This window comes from Labrys sp. KB_33_2, from assembly GCF_052114505.1.
Lineage (GTDB): Bacteria > Pseudomonadota > Alphaproteobacteria > Rhizobiales > Labraceae > Labrys.
The window spans coordinates 76,383-92,108 of record NZ_JBFREW010000020.1 but is presented as its reverse complement, the minus strand read 5'-3'; the positions used below and the strand labels follow the sequence as shown (position 1 = coordinate 92,108).

Here is a 15,726-nt window from a genome sequence, read left to right as displayed (position 1 = left end):
CAAAATGTGACTATTTGGCCATGGCGTGAATTTGCCTATTTGGCAAAGATCCCTACATGAACATCCCGAACCGCATACGCGAGCACCGCCTGGCGCGACGCATGACACAAGAGAAACTGGCCGAGGAGACTGGTCTTTCCGTTTCCTATGTGACGCGCCTGGAGAGCGGCGGACGCAATCTCGCCCAGAAGCATATGATTGCCTTTTCGAAGGCGCTCGGCGTGAAGCCGGGAGACCTCTTGCCAGAAGGAGCCGAGCCGGCTCACAATATCGTCCGAGTTATGGGGCGGATCGGCGCGGGGGCGGAAATCCTGTCTGAGTTTGAGCAGATCCCGGAAGGCAATGGCCTTTATGAGATCGAAGTGCATTTTCCAGTGCCGGAAGACGCGATCGCGCTCGAAGTAGTCGGTGAAAGCATGTGGCCGCGTTACGACCCTGGCGACGTCATCATCGTCTGGCGCTTCGGCAATCATCCTGACGAGATCATCGGCTGGGAAGCCGCCGTCGAGACAGAGGACGGCCGGCGCTTCCTCAAGCGCGTCATCAAAGGCTCGCAGCCAGGAACCTATGATCTGGAAAGCCACAACGCGGCGACCATCCGAAACACAAAGCTTGTTTGGGTTGCCGAGGTGCTTTCAGTCGTGAGATCCGGCCAATGGCGGAAGCTCGACGCGAGCGCGCGCAGGAGGATACTGCGCAAGGCCACTAAGCCATAGAGGAAACATGACAATTTGACACAGCGGACAGCAGTGCGTCCGTTGATGTAACCACTAATTTGCCAGATAGTCACATTTTCTCTTGACGAATGTGACTATCTGGCACTATCCCTGTTCTCCATCGCAACCGGCGATCCCGCCCCACCATGCGATGGAGAACCCCAATGCCTGCAGTTGCTACCGGCGCCGCCGTGCGCCCTGCCTCCCGTACCCTCGACGCCAAGCGCGCCACCCATGACGGCTATATCTGGCCCCGCGCCCGCCACCACATGACCGACGGCGTCGCCATCCGCGACCGGATGGCCGAGGATGCCCGCGCCTTCGAGGAGCTGCGCGGCGATTTCGACGGCATCAGCGAGCGCTATTTCTGGTCGAAGGGCTGGACGCCCGAGCAGGTCGAAGAGCACGGCGCCGCCGTCATCGAGCAGGTCACCGCCTCCCCCATCTGCCGCACCAGCCCGCTCTTTCCCGGCGAGCGCGCCAGCGCGGCCTGAGACCAGGCCGATGCACCAGACGGCCTATGAGATCGCGCAGTACATCATCGTCAAGCAGACCGACGATATCGAGCGCCTGCGCGACATCCTGAGCCGCGCCACCTTCACCAGCGACGAGATCGAGCAGCACCTCCCGGCCGCCCTCGCCGCTGCCCCTTCCCTCAAGGCGAGGATGAACCGGCCATGAACGTGCCTGCCCCCCCTTCAGCCGGCGCCAAGCCACGCCATCAGACCTTGAAAAGTCTCGTTGGGAAACTCGAAACCCTCAAGGACGAGATCGACACCTTCCTCGACGATCCCCATGACGGCGAAGTCATGCTCGAAGCGGCCGATGATGACGACATCTTCGAAGAGCTGAAATCGCGCGACATCGAATTCTGCGCCTGGGGCGATGCTGGCGACGTGATCGCCGGTGAAAATCCCACCCTGGCCACCGTCCTCGGTGACAACGCTTCCGAGGATCCGGAACTGTTCGAGGCTGTCGCCCGCCTTCGCCGCGGCGACCTCTTCGAAGCCCTCATTCACCTTGAACGCGCGATCCCCGCCCTCAGCGGGCTGCACGATGCCGTTAGCAAGCTCCAAAGGTAATCGACCATGACTGACGCAACCTCCGTCGCCGCCGACCAGCTGAAATCCATCATCGAGCGTATCGAGCGCCTCGAGGAAGATAAGGCGGAGATCAGCGGCGACATCAAGGAAGTCTATGGCGAGGCCAAGGCCAATGGCTTCGATGCGACCATCCTCCGCAAGATCGTCTCCCTCCGCAAGCTGCCCGCCGCCGAGCGCGCCGAGGCGGACGCCATCCTCGAGCTCTACCTCCAAGCCCTTGGCATGGAGTGATCTGACAGCCCGTTTCAACCGCCGACCGGGCAGCGAATAGCCGCGCGCCGGTCGGGATCGAAAGCCCTGACATGACAGCTTCTCACACACTCGTTTTCGAGCGCGATGCCCTATGGCCTGCGTTGCAGACCGTGAACAAGGTCGTCGAGCGCAAGAGCACCATCCCGATCCTCGGCAACATCCTGTTTCGCAGCCTCGGCGGCCAGGAAGCCATGAGCGGCAAGGCCGGCATCGCGGCGACGGACATGGACATCTGGGCCGAGGTCGCCGTGCCCGTCGACGGGCTGCAGCTGGTGGAGAACTTCGCCTCCACCATCCCCGGCGCCCAGCTGCATGATCTCATCCGGCGCATCCCCGAGGGTGCTCAGGTGAGCCTCGCCTTCAGCGAGACCAATGTCGTCATCCGCTCCGGCAAGGCCCGCTTCACCCTGCCGACCCTTCCCGGCGCCGACTTCCCGCTGACGCTGGCCGAGATGTCGGGCGAGTGCGCCTTTCGTGCGCCGTGCAAGGATCTCGCGCGGATCCTCGACACCACGGCCTTTGCGCAGAACACCGGAAAGGATCGGCCCTTTCTCGCCGGCACCTACTTCCATGTCGTCGACGATGACGGTGTCGCCCTGCTGCGCGCCGTCGCCACGGACGGCCATCGCCTGGCGCGCGACCAGATCGCCCTACCGAACTATGCCGAGAAGATGCCGGGCGTCATCCTGCCGCCCAAGCTGATCAATGAGGCGATCCGTCTGCTCGGCCAGGCCAAGGCCGGCGAGCACTGCGAGGTGGAGGCCTCCAAGGCCAAGATACGCATCAGCCAGGGCGATACCACCATCGTCTCGAAGCTAGTCGAAGGCAACTATCCCGACTATCAGCGCATTGTCCCGCGCGATTCTCCCTACCACCTGATCGCTGAAAAGCAGGCCCTCGTCACCGCCATCGATCGCATCGCGGCCGTCACCCCCGAAAGCCGGCGCGGCATCGCCTTTGCCATGCAGCCGGCGCAGGCCGTGCTGTCCTCACAGGGCGCTGACGGCGGCGACGCCACCGACGAGATCGAGGCCGAATGGGACGGCCCGGAAGGCTTCACCTTCGCTTGCCGCACCCGCTATTTGCTCGACATCCTCGGCGCAATGGAGGCCGACACCGTCACCCTGCGCTTCGTCGATGCCAGCGCCGCGATCCTGATCGAGGCGCGCGCAGGCGTCCCGGCGCAGTTCATCCTCATGCCGGTGGGGACGTGATCATGGCTAGCTACCTCGCCAAGGCTGTCGGCACGACAGTCGTGCTCAATGTCAGGACGCCGGATCCAGCCGGTGCGACAAACCTCGCCTCACACCACATGTCCGTCGCCGAAGCCCGCGACATCGCCGCCGAACTGATCGAGGCAGCCGAAGCCGCCGACAAGGCCGACGCCAAGGCGCGCGCCGATCGCGCCATCAAGCTGCGCGGCGAAATCGATCGTCTCATCAACGAACTGAACGCCCTCGAAGGCTCTGGCAGCAAGACCTACGTCGTCGGCGTCGACCTCGGCAAGGAGCACTGACATGTCCGACATCACCAATACCGCACGCGCCCTTGTCGAGATCCTCGAAGCCGCCGATCGTGAGAACGGCGAGCCGATGGCTAGCACCTTGCCGCTCGCGACGGGCTTGGAACCTGACTGGAAACTGCCCGTTCCGATCCGATTGCTTCGCGAGCTGCAGGTCGCGCTGCGCCACGGCGGCCAGGGGCCGCGCTGGCGCCACCTCAAGCGCGGCTCGACCTATGTCGAGATCGGCAACGGCCAGGTGCAGGCAGCCCGCCCGCTGATCGAGGGCGACCGCGTCAAGATCTACCGCGGCGAGGCCGACGGCCGGATCTGGGTCCGCCACTTCCTCGAATTCACCGACGGCCGCTTCGAGCGCCTGCCGGTCGATTCCTCTCAGCCGGAGGGCGCACGATGAGCAGAGAACGCGCACGCCCTTGGCTTAACCCGACGCCTCTTCGTGGCTTCGAGCCTCAATGGCTCGGCCAATTCGACACATTCAATGATTGGGTTGATCACGCCAGCCGGGCGCTGACCGGCTTCATGGGTTCCGTCGGTGAAGAGATCGGGACCATTTGCATCGATGCCCAAGGGCGCCGCTGCAATGTCGGCAAGGATTTTGCGCGCGCCCGTGACGAAGGCGCGTTCCCCATCCGCTACTTCTTGACCGGCGCAATCAACGACATGGCCACGCCGTTTCAGGATCGGGTACAGCCCTGGATGCTCGCATGCTTCGGCGAGAAGATCTCCGCCGATACGCTGGAGCGGGACGATCGCCTGCTTGAGGAGGTGTTGGAGCTTCTGCAGTCCGGAGACTATCCGCCCGAACGCATCGCGGCGCTGACACGCTATGTCTACGACCGGCCGAAAGGTGAGCCCGTGCAGGAGACGGGCGGCGTCATGGTCACCCTGGCCGCCCGCTGCCTGGCGCGCGGCATCGATATGCACGCGGCCGGCGAGGCCGAGCTTGCCCGCATCTGGACGAAGGTCGATGCGATTCGGGCAAAGCAGGCAGCCAAACCGACCGGCTCTGCCCTTCCCGTCGCACCTAGCGACCTCGCCAGCCAGGAAGGCGAGCACTCGGGGGAGGTGGTGTGCAAGGACTTCTGCGTGCAATGCACCGTGGATGGCTGCTGCGAGGATTGTTGCCACTGCACCACCCCACCCGCCCCCGACGATGCAGCGAGCCAAGCCGCGCAGGACGTTCTAGCCGAGCGCCGCCGGCAGGTCGATGTCGAAGGCTGGACACCCGAGCACGATGATAGCCATGCCAAGGGCGAGATGGCGCGCGCGGCTGGCATCTATGCTGTCGTCGCTGGCGGCGACGCGACGGATTATCGGAACGCTCTCCAAAGCTACTACATGGGGGACGTCCACGAAGGCCTGATGCAATACAAGTGGCCATGGGATCGTTCATGGTTCAAGCCAACTGACAGGCGTCGCGACCTCGTCAAAGCCGGCGCTCTGATCCTGGCCGAAATCGAGCGTCTCGACCGCCAAGGCGACGCTCCATGAATTCCCGCCGCGACCGCATCCGCGCCAAGATCCTGGCCCGCACGGTCGAGGTACCGCCTCCGCCTGGCCTTGGCCTGACGACGCCCTGTAGACTCTGGACGGGGCCGACCTCCGGCGAGAACGGCCGCGGCGCCGGCTACGGCCGAATGAGCCTGGATGGCGGAACCGTCGCGCCGCATATCGCCTACTTCGTCGTGGAACACGGGCCGATCCCGCCACGCAAGCAACTCGATCACCTCTGCCGGCGCCGCCTCTGCGTCGTCCATACCGAGATGGTGACACACAAGCTCAACCAGAAACGCCGCGATGCCGCCAGGCGCGCGATCACCTGCGAAACGGTGGAGGCTGCCTAACTATGACGCGCATCCGCAAGGCCTACACCTATCAAATGCTGGATGATTGCCAGCGTAAGGGCCCGATTTACGCCCCGGACACAGTATCCGCTCGCTCCCAGTTGTACAGCCGCCTGGCTGATTGCTGGAGCATCACCTTCCGAGGCTTCTTGGGGCTGGGAATCTCCTATGCAAGGGAGCCAGCGTGGGACGTCGCACTGCCCGATCGTCATCCTCTCGCGTCGGAACTGTCGCAGCACGATCTGAGTGTGATTTCTCACGCCTATGGCGGGACAGGTCCGAAGGCGGGCTGGCGAGATCATTTCTTCACGGCCGCCGATGATCAGCAATTGTGCCGGCTTGCAGATGCCGGCCTGTTTGAACGCGATCCCCTTCTGGACGGCGGTATCCATCCGAGCGGAAGCGCCTACTTCATCCTGACAGACCTCGGCCGAGCCGTGGCAGCGGGCGAACAGTCGCTCTATGAGTTTGACGTCGAGATCCGTCATGCCGAACGGTTGAAGCGCAAAGCCGCAAAGCGCAAGGCGGAGGCCGCCTAACCATGTCTGCGCCCCGCACCGTTCCCGCCGAATTCCCCGCAAACTGGCCGGCAGTGCTGCGCGCCGAGCAGGCGGCTGGCTATCTCGGCTTCCACGACACGGCCGAGCTGCGCCGCGGCGTCGTGAAGGGTGTCGCGCCGCGACCGCATGACCGTCGCGGCCGCTCGCCGCTCTGGTACCGCAGCCTCTGCGACGATTGGCTTGCCAAGCGTGGTGGCCCGGCCAATCATAAGGCAACCATCGATGTCGCGGACCTCATCTGACGTGCCCAAGCAATCGAAGACGGCGTTGCCGAAATATGTCCGCGCCAGGCGGATGAAGAGCGGCGCCCTGACCTATTACTTCGAGGTGCCGACCTGGGCACGGCAACCGGCCGCCGACGATCCTCGAGGCCCGTGCAGGCTCGACAATGAAACCCTGCCCTCAGACTTTGCCGCGATGCGCGAGCGCGCTGCCCTATTGATCGCCGCCTTCGATTCCTGGCGTACGCAAGGGGCCACCGACATCGTGCCGGCGCGCGCCACCCAAGGCACTTTCGACTGGCTGGTGACCGACTACAAATCGAGCGACAAATACCTCAAGCTTTCCCGCTCGCAGAAGGAGAACCACGAATACGGCTTCGGCATGGTCGGAAACTACACGCTGAAGGATGGCCGCCGTCTCGGCGCGCTCCCCCTCGCCGATATCCATACGGGCGTGACGGATCGCCTTCATGAGGCCCTGCTCTATGTCGAAGTCCTCGATGCTGACGGCAGGCCGGTCCTCGACGAGAAAGGGTCGCCCGTCAGACGCGAGCGGCGCACGACCGTCAACCACGCCATGAAATCTTGCCGGCGCGCCTGGTTTGTCGCCCAGCGCCGCAATCCAAAGGTCGTGCCGGCCGCCAATCCTTTTTCGAAAATGGGATTGAAGGAGGAGCACGAGACGACGCCGACCGCGACCTATGAAGAGTATCGCGCCTTTATCGCCTACTGCGACAAGGTCGGCAGCCATTCGGTCGCCACGGCCGCGATGATCGCCTGGGAGTGGTGGCAGCGCATGGATGACATCATGATGCGCCTGACCCGAGACGACTATCGGCCGAAGCACCGCCCGGGCCATGCTCAGGTCATTCACAACAAGACGAACGAGCTGGTATGGATCCCCCTGTTCGATAGCAATGGCGCCCCGCTCTATCCCGAGCTGATGGCCCGCATGGATCGCATGGTCGCCGACCGAATCGGCGGAGGCCCACTGATCCTGCGCGACAGGATCGACCGCAGGCTCAAGGCGCACCGGCCATGGATGACCAATGAGCGGATCGACGATTTCCGCAAGCATGTGAAGAAGCTCATCCTGGCTGCCGGCCTGCGCGAGGAGCTGTCGTTCCGCTCCTTCCGCCATGGTGGCTTGACCGAGGGCGGAGATGCCGAACTGACCGACGCCGAGATCCGCGCCCAGTCGCGCCAGAAGTCCAACGTGCTGCCGACCTATGTGAAAGCGACCGAAAAACAGCTGATCAAGGTCGCCCAAAAGCGGCGGGCGACACGCAAGGATAGCTGAGCGAGGCGGCCGTACAGGCTTCCCGGCACGACTTTTGGCGGCCAAAAGCCACTAAACTTCAGGAACAAAAATAGACGTTTTGTCGGATTTCCTACCGCCCGATCCGACAAAACGGTATCGCCGGAAACCGAAACGCCTCATAAACCATTGATTTTAAAGGCGTTTTTGGTGCCGGTTATCCGACTTGAACGGATGACCTACCGCTTACAAGGCGGTTGCTCTACCAGCTGAGCTAAACCGGCGTCGGTTTTGGGGTAGCAATTCGAGCCCCTTCGCGCAAGTTTCCTGTGCAATGAAAGTTGGTGTAATATTTGTTACGCTCCCTGTGGCGATGGCGCGTTCCGATTGTTGCGATCCAACAGTAGCCGGTTGGTGGGGAACTCAGAGCCGATGATCAGTGTCTTCGACATCTTCAAAATCGGCATCGGACCCTCGTCCTCGCACACTGTCGGCCCCATGCGCGCCGCCAATCGCTTCGTGCAGTCGCTGCGCAAGCAGGGCCATTTCATCCATACCCACCGCGTCGAAACGGTGCTCTACGGCTCGCTGGCCTGGACCGGGCACGGGCATGCCAGCGATATCGCGGTGATCCTGGGCCTCGCTGGCGAGGAACCGGAAACCGTCGATCCCGAGACCGTCGCCGCGATCGTCGAAGACGCCACCAGCAAGGGCATGCTCGCGCTCGGTGGGCGCCGGGCCATGAGCTTCGAGCGCAACCGCGACATCGTCTTCGACCGCAAGACCCCGCCCAAGGGACACCCCAACACCCTATCCTTCACGGCTTGGAACGAGGGCGGCACCGCCCTCGCCACAGAATTCTACTATTCCATCGGCGGCGGCTTCGTGCTGGCAGAGGGTGAAGGTGCCACGGCGCGCGAGACGACGGAGGTCCCCTACCCCTTCCGCAGTGGTGCAGACTTGCTGCGCCTGGGCAGCGAACACGACCTGACCATCGGCGGCATCGTTCTCGCCAATGAGATGGCGAACCAACCAGAAGCCACCGTGCGCGAGCGGCTCGCCGGAATCCGCGTCGTGATGGATGCGGCCATCGACCGCGGCATGCGCCAGGAGGGCGAATTGCCAGGCGGATTGCGCGTGAAGCGCCGGGCCAAGGCCCTGCATGACCGCCTGCTCACCGATATCGGCCGCAATGTCCGTGCCCCCCATGAGATGATGGACTGGGTCTCCCTCTTCGCCATCGCCGTGAATGAGGAGAACGCCGCCGGCGGGCGCGTGGTGACGGCGCCTACCAACGGCGCGGCGGGCATCGTGCCGGCAGTGCTGCGCTATTACCGGGATTTCTGTGACTATTCGGAAGCCGGCGCCGACGAGTTCCTGCTCACAGCTGCCGCAATCGGCATGTTGTTCAAGATGAATGCCTCGATCTCCGGTGCCGAGGTCGGCTGCCAGGGTGAAGTCGGAGTTGCCGCCTCGATGGCTGCGGGGGGCCTTGCCGCCGCGCTCGGCGGCAATATCGCCCAGGTCGAGAATGCCGCCGAGATCGGCATGGAGCATCATCTGGGCATGACCTGTGACCCGATCGGCGGCCTGGTACAGATTCCCTGCATCGAACGCAATGCCTTCGGTGCCAACAAAGCGATTGCCGCCGCATCCCTCGCCTTGCGCGGCGACGGCACCCATAAGGTCAGCCTCGATCAGGTGATCACCACCATGCGCATCACCGGCGCGGACATGCAGTCCAAATACAAGGAAACCTCGCAGGGCGGCCTCGCGGTCAATGCGGTGGAGTGCTGACGCTTTTCAGCGCGCTCCCCGGAACTGCCTTCCGCCCAGCAAGGCCGACGACCTTCAATGCAGAGTTCGAAAACCTTGCACTCCTCTCGTGCCTGGTCCAGAACGCTTTGAACGCCATTTCCTCCCCTTGCCTGAACCATGCCTGATCTCGCTGGCCAGATCCTCATTCTCACCGGGCCTCCGGGATCGGGAAAAACCACCACTGCCCGTGCCCTGGCCGCCGAGCCCGGTGCACCCGCGGTGCATCTGCATGCCGACGATTTCTGGCACTTCATCAAGAATGGAGCGATCCCGCCTTATCTCCCGCAGGCGCATCGGCAGAACGAAGTCGTGATCGACGTGCTCGCACGTACCGCGGAAGCCTATACCAGCGGCGGCTATTTCGTGATCGTGGACGGCATCATCGGCCCCTGGTTCCTGCCGCCCTTCAGAACACTCGCCCCACCGCTGCATTATGTGGTGCTGCGCCCGCCGCTCTCGGCCGCCATCGAACGCTGCCGCCTTCGCGGCGGCGACACGCTCAGCGATCCCGAACCGATCACTGCCCTGCACGAGCAGTTCTCCTCGCTGGGGCCGCTCGAGCGCCACGTCATCCCGACCGCCGGGCAATCCCCGTCCGACACGCTCGTGGCCGTCCGCCAGGCTGCGGCCAGCGGCTCGTTCCGGCTGGCACACTGACGGGCTTGGCGAAGCTTCGGCAATTTCTTGCGTTTCGGGCCGTCATCACCATGATTTTGACGTGAGAATCGGTCAGTCGAAGGCTTCTACATCTTTGACGAGCCTAAATTCCGGCCGTCAACCTTCGCTACACTCTTGTGGTGCATGGTCTTTTGCTGCAAAACGCAGCGCCTCCCCGCCGTGCGAAGCGGCCAGACGCAACAGGGCAACCGAACACTTCATGGCTTCCGATAATCGGGCTTCGAAAATTCGTATCGCTCTCGACGCGATGGGGGGCGACCACGGCCCCACGGTCGTGATTCCAGCCGCCGAGCTGGCGCTCACCCGCCATCCCGATCTGAGCTTCTCATTCTATGGCGACGAGGCCACCATCGCCCCGTTGCTGACGGCCCATCCGCGCCTTCAAGCCGTTTCCAGCGTCCATCACACCGATGTCGCCATCCGCATGGATGACAAGCCGAGCCATGCCCTGCGCTATGGCCGCAAGAAATCCTCGATGTGGCTGGCCATCGACGCCATCAACAAGGACGAGGCCGACGCCACCGTCTCGGCCGGCAATACCGGCGCGTTGATGGCGATGGCGCGCTTCTGCCTGCGCACGCTCGCCGAAATCGACCGCCCCGCCATCGCCGCTCTGTGGCCGACCTTGCGGGGCGAATCGATCGTCCTCGACGTCGGCGCCTCCATCGGAGCCGACTCCAACGCCCTGATCGACATGGCGGTGATGGGGGCGGCCATGGCCCGTATCGTGCTGGGCGTAGAGCGACCCACGGTTGGCTTGCTCAATGTCGGCGTCGAGGAGGTCAAGGGCCTCGAAATGGTGCGCGAAGCCGGCCGTATCCTGCGCGAGACCAGCCTGCCCGATCTGACCTATCACGGTTTCGTCGAGGGGGACGATCTCGGCAAGGGCACCGTCGACGTGGTGGTGACCGAGGGCTTTGCCGGCAATATCGCTCTCAAGACCGCGGAAGGCACGGCCAAGCAGATCGCCTCCTATCTGCGTTCGGCCATGTCGCGCACCTTGATGGCGCGCATCGGCTATCTCTTTGCCCGCGGCGCCTTTCAGGCCCTGCGCGATAAACTCGACCCCAACCGTGTCAATGGCGGGGTCTTTCTTGGCCTGAACGGCATCGTGATCAAGAGCCACGGCGGCGCCAATGCCGAAGGCTACGCGGCTGCCATCGATCTGGCCTATGATATGGTGAAGCAAGATCTCATGAAGAAAATCACCGAAAGCCTGAGCTTTGATCATCGTGCCGTGATGGTCGCTGCCAGCAATCCGGACGCGGCATAATGGCGACGATTCGTTCCGTCATCCGAGGCATCGGCTCCTACCTGCCCGAAAAGCGCGTTACCAATGAGGAACTGTCGAAGCACGTCGACACCACCGACGAATGGATCGTACAGCGCACTGGCATCCGCGCGCGCCATCAGGCGGCCGAGGGCGAATTCACCTCGCATCTCGCCACCAAAGCCGCCGAGCGCGCTTTGGCCGATGCCGGCCTGAAGGGCTCCGACATCGACCTGATCGTGCTGGCGAYATCGACGCCCGACAACACCTTCCCCGCCACGGCCACCACCGTGCAGGCCAATATCGGCATGACCGGCGGCGCTGCCTTCGACGTTCAGGCGGTGTGCACCGGCTTCGTCTACGGTCTTTCCATCGCCGACAATTTCCTTCGCTCCGGCTCGGCCAAGCATGCGCTCGTCATCGGTGCCGAGACCTATTCGCGCATTCTGGACTGGTCGGATCGTACCACCTGCGTGCTGTTCGGCGACGGTGCAGGCGCCGTGGTGGTCGAAGCCACCATGAATGACGGTTCGATCCACGACCAGGGTGTGCTGGCGACCAAGCTGCGCTCGGACGGGCGCCACAAGTCCAAGCTCTACGTCGATGGCGGCGCCTCCACCACTGGCACCGTCGGCAAGCTGCGCATGGACGGCAAGGAGGTCTTCAAGCTCGCCGTCGGCATGGTGCCGCAGATCATCATCGACACCATGGATGATCTCGGCCTGGCCTATGACGCCGTGGACTGGTTCGTGCCGCACCAGGCCAATGCCCGCATCATCCATGCCACCGCCGAGAAGCTCGGCTTGCCGCCGGAGAAGGTCGTGCTCACCGTGGCCGAGCACGCCAACACCTCGTCCGCCTCGATTCCCCTGGCGCTCGATACCGCGGTCAAGGACGGGCGCATCAAGCGGGGCGACCTTGTCCTGCTCGAAGCCATGGGCGGCGGCTTCACCTGGGGCGCAGCCCTGATCCGCTGGTAGTCTGACGAATTTGACGGTTGCCTGAGAGAGGCGGAAGCGAACACCGGTTTCGATTGGTGGTTGACCTTGACCGATTTCGTCAATAGCTTCGCGTTTTCAGTGACATAGAGTCGGGACTTCAGTGCCGGCCCTGCTAGGATGATTTGCGGGGCGGATTCGTGGCGGGACAGGCTTCCCGCAGTTCCGGGTTGCATCGAACGGATAACAGACAGGTGGCCTCTCCATGGCGCCTGTCCAACGTGGGGCATGAAAGCGATGGCGGGAAATACCGTCACAAGAGCAGATCTTTGCGAAGCGGTTTACCAGAAAGTAGGCCTGTCGCGGACCGAGTCATCGGAACTGGTCGAGATGGTCCTGCATGAAATCTCCAGTTGCCTCGAGCGGGGCGAGACGGTGAAGCTGTCATCCTTCGGCTCCTTCGTCGTCCGCTCGAAGGGCGAGCGCATCGGCCGCAATCCAAAGACCGGCAAGGAAGTGCCGATCTCCCCACGCCGCGTCATGGTTTTCAAGCCTTCCAACATTCTCAAGGCCCAGATCAATGGCGAGAATGTCGACGGCATCGTGGACGAATAGGCACCCTATTGGCATGAGCCAGCCAAACCGGTATTGGACTGTTCTGTCCGATACTCTGCGAGCAGCACGTTCTGGTTCGCCGGCCAAGGCCGGTTTCATGTTCAGGCACCCCTGAAATCAGCCGGCGATCGTAGCTGCTCTCGCCCGCTGACAGCGGCCATCCCCTTCCCTCTGACGGTTTCACGCTACCACTCGGTGAAGTTTTGGGTTGGAAACAAGTGATAAACGCTTGTCTTTCATCACAGAATCGGACGAGTGATAGGGGAAAGGCACGATTCGCCGCTTTCCGCTCGGGAGTCCGGCAGCATGGAAAAAGCACCTGACGCGTTTCGCACGATCAGCGAGGTCGCCGAAGATCTAGACCTGCCCCAGCACGTCCTGCGCTTCTGGGAAACCCGTTTCAGCCAGATCAAGCCGCTGAAGCGCGGCGGGGGGCGTCGCTATTATCGCCCCGATGACATCGATCTGCTCAAGGGCATTCGCTACTATCTCTATGGCGAGGGCTACACCATCAAGGGTGTCCAGCGCATCCTCAAGGAGCGCGGCAATCGGCATGTGATCGAGATCGGCCGAGCCCAGAACGAGGATTATGTGCCGCCCGTCGCCGTGATCCCACGGGCGGACGAGGAAGAGCGTCGCCGCGAGCGGGCCGAATGGCCCGAAGCGGAGGCCGCTGCGCCCGCTGATCCCGCGGGCGATTACGATGAGGCCGACGATCGAGTCGAGCCAATTTTCGACGACGAGCCCGAAACCTATGAGTCACCACCGGCCCAGGCCTCGCTGCCGCTGTCGTCTCTCGCAGGCCCGCCCATGCGAGCCGAGCCGCGCCCTGCACCGCCCCCGGCCACTCGCGCAGAAAGCGGCAGCGGATTGTCGCTGAGCGACGAACGTCGCCGGCGGCTGCAGACGGTGCTGCTGGAACTCGGCGAGTGCAAGCACATACTCGAAGCCGCGCGCGGTTAAAGCGTTTTGCGATTTGGCGGTCACGCCAAGAATCGCAAAGACGCTCAAGCCAATCCATTGGATTGGCTTGGAACCAAAGAGCTAGATCAAACAAGCGTTTCCGTCTAAACGCGCTTTGCTCTAGGAAACCGGAACGGCATGGCGCCCGGGACCATGGACGCCGCAGCCATGTGTTCGTCGATTGCGACGACCGGCCCTTGGAAGCGTTGCGCATGCCGCATAAGAACGAGCGGACGAGACGCCCGCGGTCCCAGCCGCAGCGTCACAACAAAAAGGCTTCGAAGAATTGGCTGACGCATCTACGCCCGCGGTCCGCAGCGCGAACGCTCCCTATGACGCGGTCATCATCGGCGGTGGCCACAACGGCCTGACCTGCGCCTATTACCTCGCACGGGCCGGCCGAAGGGTGAAGGTGCTGGAGCGCCGCTCCGTTGTCGGCGGCGCCGCGGTGACGGAGGAGTTCCATCCGGGCTTTCGCAATTCGGTGGCCTCCTACACGGTGAGCCTGCTCAATCCCAAGGTCATCCGGGACATGGAGCTGGAACGCCACGGCCTCAAGGTGGTCGAGCGCCAGGCCTCCAATTTCTTTCCCTTCCCCGACGGGCGCTACATCCTTTCCGGTGAGGGCCGCACCCAGACCGAGATCGCCAAGTTCAGTGAGAAGGACGCCGCCCGCTTCCCGGCCTATTGCGACGAGATCGACACCATCGCCGACGTGCTGCGCGATCTCATCCTGGAGACGCCGCCCAACGTCTCCGATGACGGCTGGTTCGGCTCGCTGCCGGAATTATTGCGCGCCGGCAAGCTTGGCCACCGCCTGTCCAAGCTCGACATGCACCATCGCCGCGTCCTGCTCGACCTCTTCACCAAATCGGCGAGCGATTATCTCGACGGCTGGTTCGAGAGCCCCGAGGCCAAGGTGCTGTTCGGCTTCGATTCCATCGTCGGGTCCTATGCCGCCCCCTCGACGCCGGGCTCGGCCTATGTGCTGCTGCATCACGTCTTCGGCGAGGTGAACGGCAAGAAGGGCGCCTGGGGCCACGCCATCGGCGGCATGGGCGCCATCACCCAGGCCATGGCCAAGGCTGCCCGCGAGGCCGGCGCCGAGATCGAGACGGACGCCCCGGTCCACCGGCTCATCGTCGAAAAGGGCGTTACGGCCGGTGTCGAGCTGGAAGATGGCCGCGTCATCCGCGCCAAAGCCGTCGCCGCCAATATCGGACCGCGCCTGCTCTTCGACAAGATCGTGCCCGAAGACGCCGTACCGGCCGACTTCCTGCAGCGTATCAGACGCTTCAAATGCGGCTCGGGCGTGCTGCGCATGAACGTGGCGCTCTCCGAGCTGCCTGATTTCACCGCCCTGCCGGGACGCGAACAAGGTGTCCACCACACTGCCGGCATCATCATCGGGCCGAGCCTCGACTACATGGAAGATGCCTTTCTCGAGGCCCGCCGCCATGGCTGGAGCCGGCAGCCCATCGTCGAGATGCTGATCCCCTCCACCCTCGATGATACGCTTGCGCCCCGGAGCCAGCACGTCGCCAGCCTGTTCTGCCAATATGTGGCACCGCAACTGCCGAACGGCGAAAGCTGGGATGCTCATCGCGAGGAAGTCGCCGACCTGATGATCGACACGGTCGAACGCTACGCGCCCGGCTTCAAGCAGAGCGTGCTTGGACGCCAGGTGCTGACGCCGCTCGATCTCGAACGGGTGTTCGGCCTCGTCGGCGGCGACATCTTCCACGGTACATTGTCGCTCGATCAGTTGTTCTCGGCCCGGCCCATGCTTGGCTATGGCGATTACCGCACGCCCGTGAAGGGGCTCTATATCTGCGGCTCCGGCACCCATCCCGGCGGCGGCGTCACGGGCGCCCCAGGCCACAACGCCGCTCGGGAGATGCTCTGCGACCGGGTCTGATTGAGTGGTAGCGGTGGCGGGCAGACGCCCCGCCACCTATCACTGAGCCA

General features: G+C 63.5%; 20 protein-coding genes and 1 tRNA gene. 20 read left to right on the top strand and 1 reads right to left on the bottom strand.

Translation table 11 applies throughout. The features are described from left to right. Nucleotides 1-56: 56 nt before the first annotated feature. The 13 genes from AB4037_RS29115 to AB4037_RS29055 all read left to right on the top strand — a co-directional run bounded on the left by AB4037_RS29115 (nt 57) and on the right by AB4037_RS29055 (nt 7,518). On the top strand, nt 57-716 hold the full coding sequence (locus tag AB4037_RS29115; protein ID WP_441773860.1) for an XRE family transcriptional regulator: 660 nt from the start codon (nt 57-59) through the stop codon (nt 714-716). 164 nt (nt 717-880) lie between these two features. Beyond that, the gene (locus AB4037_RS29110) at nt 881-1,210 is read left to right on the top strand and encodes a hypothetical protein (protein ID WP_441773859.1); all 330 of its coding nucleotides are present in this window, start codon (nt 881-883) and stop codon (nt 1,208-1,210) included. Nucleotides 1,211-1,220: 10 nt separating this feature from the next. Next, a complete protein-coding gene (locus AB4037_RS29105; RefSeq protein WP_441773858.1) occupies nt 1,221-1,397 on the top strand; it encodes a hypothetical protein in 177 nt (58 codons plus the stop codon). Continuing rightward, a complete protein-coding gene (locus AB4037_RS29100; protein WP_441773857.1) occupies nt 1,394-1,798 on the top strand; it encodes a hypothetical protein in 405 nt (134 codons plus the stop codon). Before AB4037_RS29105 ends, AB4037_RS29100 begins: the two co-directional genes overlap by 4 nt. A gap of 6 nt (nt 1,799-1,804) precedes the next feature. Then, the gene (locus AB4037_RS29095; RefSeq protein WP_441773856.1) at nt 1,805-2,050 is read left to right on the top strand and encodes a DUF2312 domain-containing protein; all 246 of its coding nucleotides are present in this window, start codon (nt 1,805-1,807) and stop codon (nt 2,048-2,050) included. Between the two features lie 71 nt (nt 2,051-2,121). After that, nucleotides 2,122-3,285, top strand: coding sequence for a DNA polymerase III subunit beta (dnaN, locus tag AB4037_RS29090; protein WP_441773855.1), 1,164 nt, complete (start codon nt 2,122-2,124; stop codon nt 3,283-3,285). A gap of 2 nt (nt 3,286-3,287) precedes the next feature. Further along, nucleotides 3,288-3,587 carry a hypothetical protein gene (locus AB4037_RS29085; RefSeq protein WP_441773854.1) on the top strand — a complete coding sequence of 100 codons (300 nt, stop codon included), beginning with the start codon at nt 3,288-3,290 and terminating at the stop codon, nt 3,585-3,587. Nucleotide 3,588: 1 nt separating this feature from the next. Further along, complete coding sequence (locus AB4037_RS29080) at nt 3,589-3,987, top strand: hypothetical protein (protein WP_441773853.1); 399 nt, start codon at nt 3,589-3,591, stop codon at nt 3,985-3,987. Between the two features lie 125 nt (nt 3,988-4,112). Further along, nucleotides 4,113-5,084: a hypothetical protein gene (locus AB4037_RS29075; RefSeq protein ID WP_441773852.1), complete on the top strand. Its 972-nt coding sequence runs from the start codon at nt 4,113-4,115 to the stop codon at nt 5,082-5,084. Further along, nucleotides 5,081-5,437 carry an HNH endonuclease gene (locus tag AB4037_RS29070; RefSeq protein ID WP_441773851.1) on the top strand — a complete coding sequence of 119 codons (357 nt, stop codon included), beginning with the start codon at nt 5,081-5,083 and terminating at the stop codon, nt 5,435-5,437. The genes AB4037_RS29075 and AB4037_RS29070 overlap by 4 nt, the downstream gene beginning before the upstream one ends. Before the next feature lie 2 nt (nt 5,438-5,439). Beyond that, nucleotides 5,440-5,976 carry a hypothetical protein gene (locus AB4037_RS29065; protein WP_441773850.1) on the top strand — a complete coding sequence of 179 codons (537 nt, stop codon included), beginning with the start codon at nt 5,440-5,442 and terminating at the stop codon, nt 5,974-5,976. A 2-nt stretch (nt 5,977-5,978) separates the two neighbouring features. After that, complete coding sequence (locus tag AB4037_RS29060) at nt 5,979-6,239, top strand: helix-turn-helix transcriptional regulator (RefSeq protein WP_441773849.1); 261 nt, start codon at nt 5,979-5,981, stop codon at nt 6,237-6,239. After that, a complete protein-coding gene (locus tag AB4037_RS29055) occupies nt 6,220-7,518 on the top strand; it encodes a hypothetical protein (RefSeq protein WP_441773848.1) in 1,299 nt (432 codons plus the stop codon). Before AB4037_RS29060 ends, AB4037_RS29055 begins: the two co-directional genes overlap by 20 nt. A 166-nt stretch (nt 7,519-7,684) precedes the next feature. Here AB4037_RS29055 and AB4037_RS29050 read toward each other — a convergent pair. After that, nucleotides 7,685-7,760: transfer RNA gene (locus AB4037_RS29050), tRNA-Thr, on the bottom strand. 148 nt (nt 7,761-7,908) lie between these two features. Here AB4037_RS29050 and AB4037_RS29045 point away from each other — a divergent pair. The 7 genes from AB4037_RS29045 to AB4037_RS29015 all read left to right on the top strand — a co-directional run bounded on the left by AB4037_RS29045 (nt 7,909) and on the right by AB4037_RS29015 (nt 15,676). Continuing rightward, entirely contained in the window at nt 7,909-9,273 is a 1,365-nt protein-coding gene (locus AB4037_RS29045) for an L-serine ammonia-lyase (RefSeq protein ID WP_434955852.1), read from the top strand. 138 nt (nt 9,274-9,411) lie between these two features. Further along, complete coding sequence (locus AB4037_RS29040; RefSeq protein WP_441773847.1) at nt 9,412-9,951, top strand: ATP-binding protein; 540 nt, start codon at nt 9,412-9,414, stop codon at nt 9,949-9,951. Between the two features lie 220 nt (nt 9,952-10,171). Further along, nucleotides 10,172-11,245 (top strand): phosphate acyltransferase PlsX, encoded by a 1,074-nt coding sequence (gene plsX / locus AB4037_RS29035; RefSeq protein WP_434955850.1) that lies wholly within the window; start codon nt 10,172-10,174, stop codon nt 11,243-11,245. Then, entirely contained in the window at nt 11,245-12,222 is a 978-nt protein-coding gene (locus AB4037_RS29030) for a beta-ketoacyl-ACP synthase III (protein WP_441773846.1), read from the top strand. Before plsX ends, AB4037_RS29030 begins: the two co-directional genes overlap by 1 nt. Nucleotides 12,223-12,477: 255 nt before the next feature. After that, on the top strand, nt 12,478-12,795 hold the full coding sequence (locus AB4037_RS29025; RefSeq protein WP_434955848.1) for an integration host factor subunit alpha: 318 nt from the start codon (nt 12,478-12,480) through the stop codon (nt 12,793-12,795). Between the two features lie 306 nt (nt 12,796-13,101). Continuing rightward, complete coding sequence (locus AB4037_RS29020; protein WP_441773845.1) at nt 13,102-13,758, top strand: MerR family transcriptional regulator; 657 nt, start codon at nt 13,102-13,104, stop codon at nt 13,756-13,758. A gap of 286 nt (nt 13,759-14,044) precedes the next feature. Then, a complete protein-coding gene (locus tag AB4037_RS29015) occupies nt 14,045-15,676 on the top strand; it encodes a phytoene desaturase family protein (protein ID WP_441773844.1) in 1,632 nt (543 codons plus the stop codon). Nucleotides 15,677-15,726: the final 50 nt, after the last annotated feature.

What these genes read in the sequence shown, in the direction of transcription:
- AB4037_RS29115 (WP_441773860.1), top strand. Translation starts at nt 57, where the DNA reads ATGAACATCCCGAACCGCATACGCGAGCACCGCCTGGCGCGACGCATG.
- AB4037_RS29110 (WP_441773859.1), top strand. Translation starts at nt 881, where the DNA reads ATGCCTGCAGTTGCTACCGGCGCCGCCGTGCGCCCTGCCTCCCGTACC.
- AB4037_RS29105 (WP_441773858.1), top strand. Translation starts at nt 1,221, where the DNA reads ATGCACCAGACGGCCTATGAGATCGCGCAGTACATCATCGTCAAGCAG.
- AB4037_RS29100 (WP_441773857.1), top strand. Translation starts at nt 1,394, where the DNA reads ATGAACGTGCCTGCCCCCCCTTCAGCCGGCGCCAAGCCACGCCATCAG.
- AB4037_RS29095 (WP_441773856.1), top strand. Translation starts at nt 1,805, where the DNA reads ATGACTGACGCAACCTCCGTCGCCGCCGACCAGCTGAAATCCATCATC.
- dnaN (WP_441773855.1), top strand. Translation starts at nt 2,122, where the DNA reads ATGACAGCTTCTCACACACTCGTTTTCGAGCGCGATGCCCTATGGCCT.
- AB4037_RS29085 (WP_441773854.1), top strand. Translation starts at nt 3,288, where the DNA reads ATGGCTAGCTACCTCGCCAAGGCTGTCGGCACGACAGTCGTGCTCAAT.
- AB4037_RS29080 (WP_441773853.1), top strand. Translation starts at nt 3,589, where the DNA reads ATGTCCGACATCACCAATACCGCACGCGCCCTTGTCGAGATCCTCGAA.
- AB4037_RS29075 (WP_441773852.1), top strand. Translation starts at nt 4,113, where the DNA reads ATGGGTTCCGTCGGTGAAGAGATCGGGACCATTTGCATCGATGCCCAA.
- AB4037_RS29070 (WP_441773851.1), top strand. Translation starts at nt 5,081, where the DNA reads ATGAATTCCCGCCGCGACCGCATCCGCGCCAAGATCCTGGCCCGCACG.
- AB4037_RS29065 (WP_441773850.1), top strand. Translation starts at nt 5,440, where the DNA reads ATGACGCGCATCCGCAAGGCCTACACCTATCAAATGCTGGATGATTGC.
- AB4037_RS29060 (WP_441773849.1), top strand. Translation starts at nt 5,979, where the DNA reads ATGTCTGCGCCCCGCACCGTTCCCGCCGAATTCCCCGCAAACTGGCCG.
- AB4037_RS29055 (WP_441773848.1), top strand. Translation starts at nt 6,220, where the DNA reads ATGTCGCGGACCTCATCTGACGTGCCCAAGCAATCGAAGACGGCGTTG.
- AB4037_RS29045 (WP_434955852.1), top strand. Translation starts at nt 7,909, where the DNA reads ATGATCAGTGTCTTCGACATCTTCAAAATCGGCATCGGACCCTCGTCC.
- AB4037_RS29040 (WP_441773847.1), top strand. Translation starts at nt 9,412, where the DNA reads ATGCCTGATCTCGCTGGCCAGATCCTCATTCTCACCGGGCCTCCGGGA.
- plsX (WP_434955850.1), top strand. Translation starts at nt 10,172, where the DNA reads ATGGCTTCCGATAATCGGGCTTCGAAAATTCGTATCGCTCTCGACGCG.
- AB4037_RS29025 (WP_434955848.1), top strand. Translation starts at nt 12,478, where the DNA reads ATGGCGGGAAATACCGTCACAAGAGCAGATCTTTGCGAAGCGGTTTAC.
- AB4037_RS29020 (WP_441773845.1), top strand. Translation starts at nt 13,102, where the DNA reads ATGGAAAAAGCACCTGACGCGTTTCGCACGATCAGCGAGGTCGCCGAA.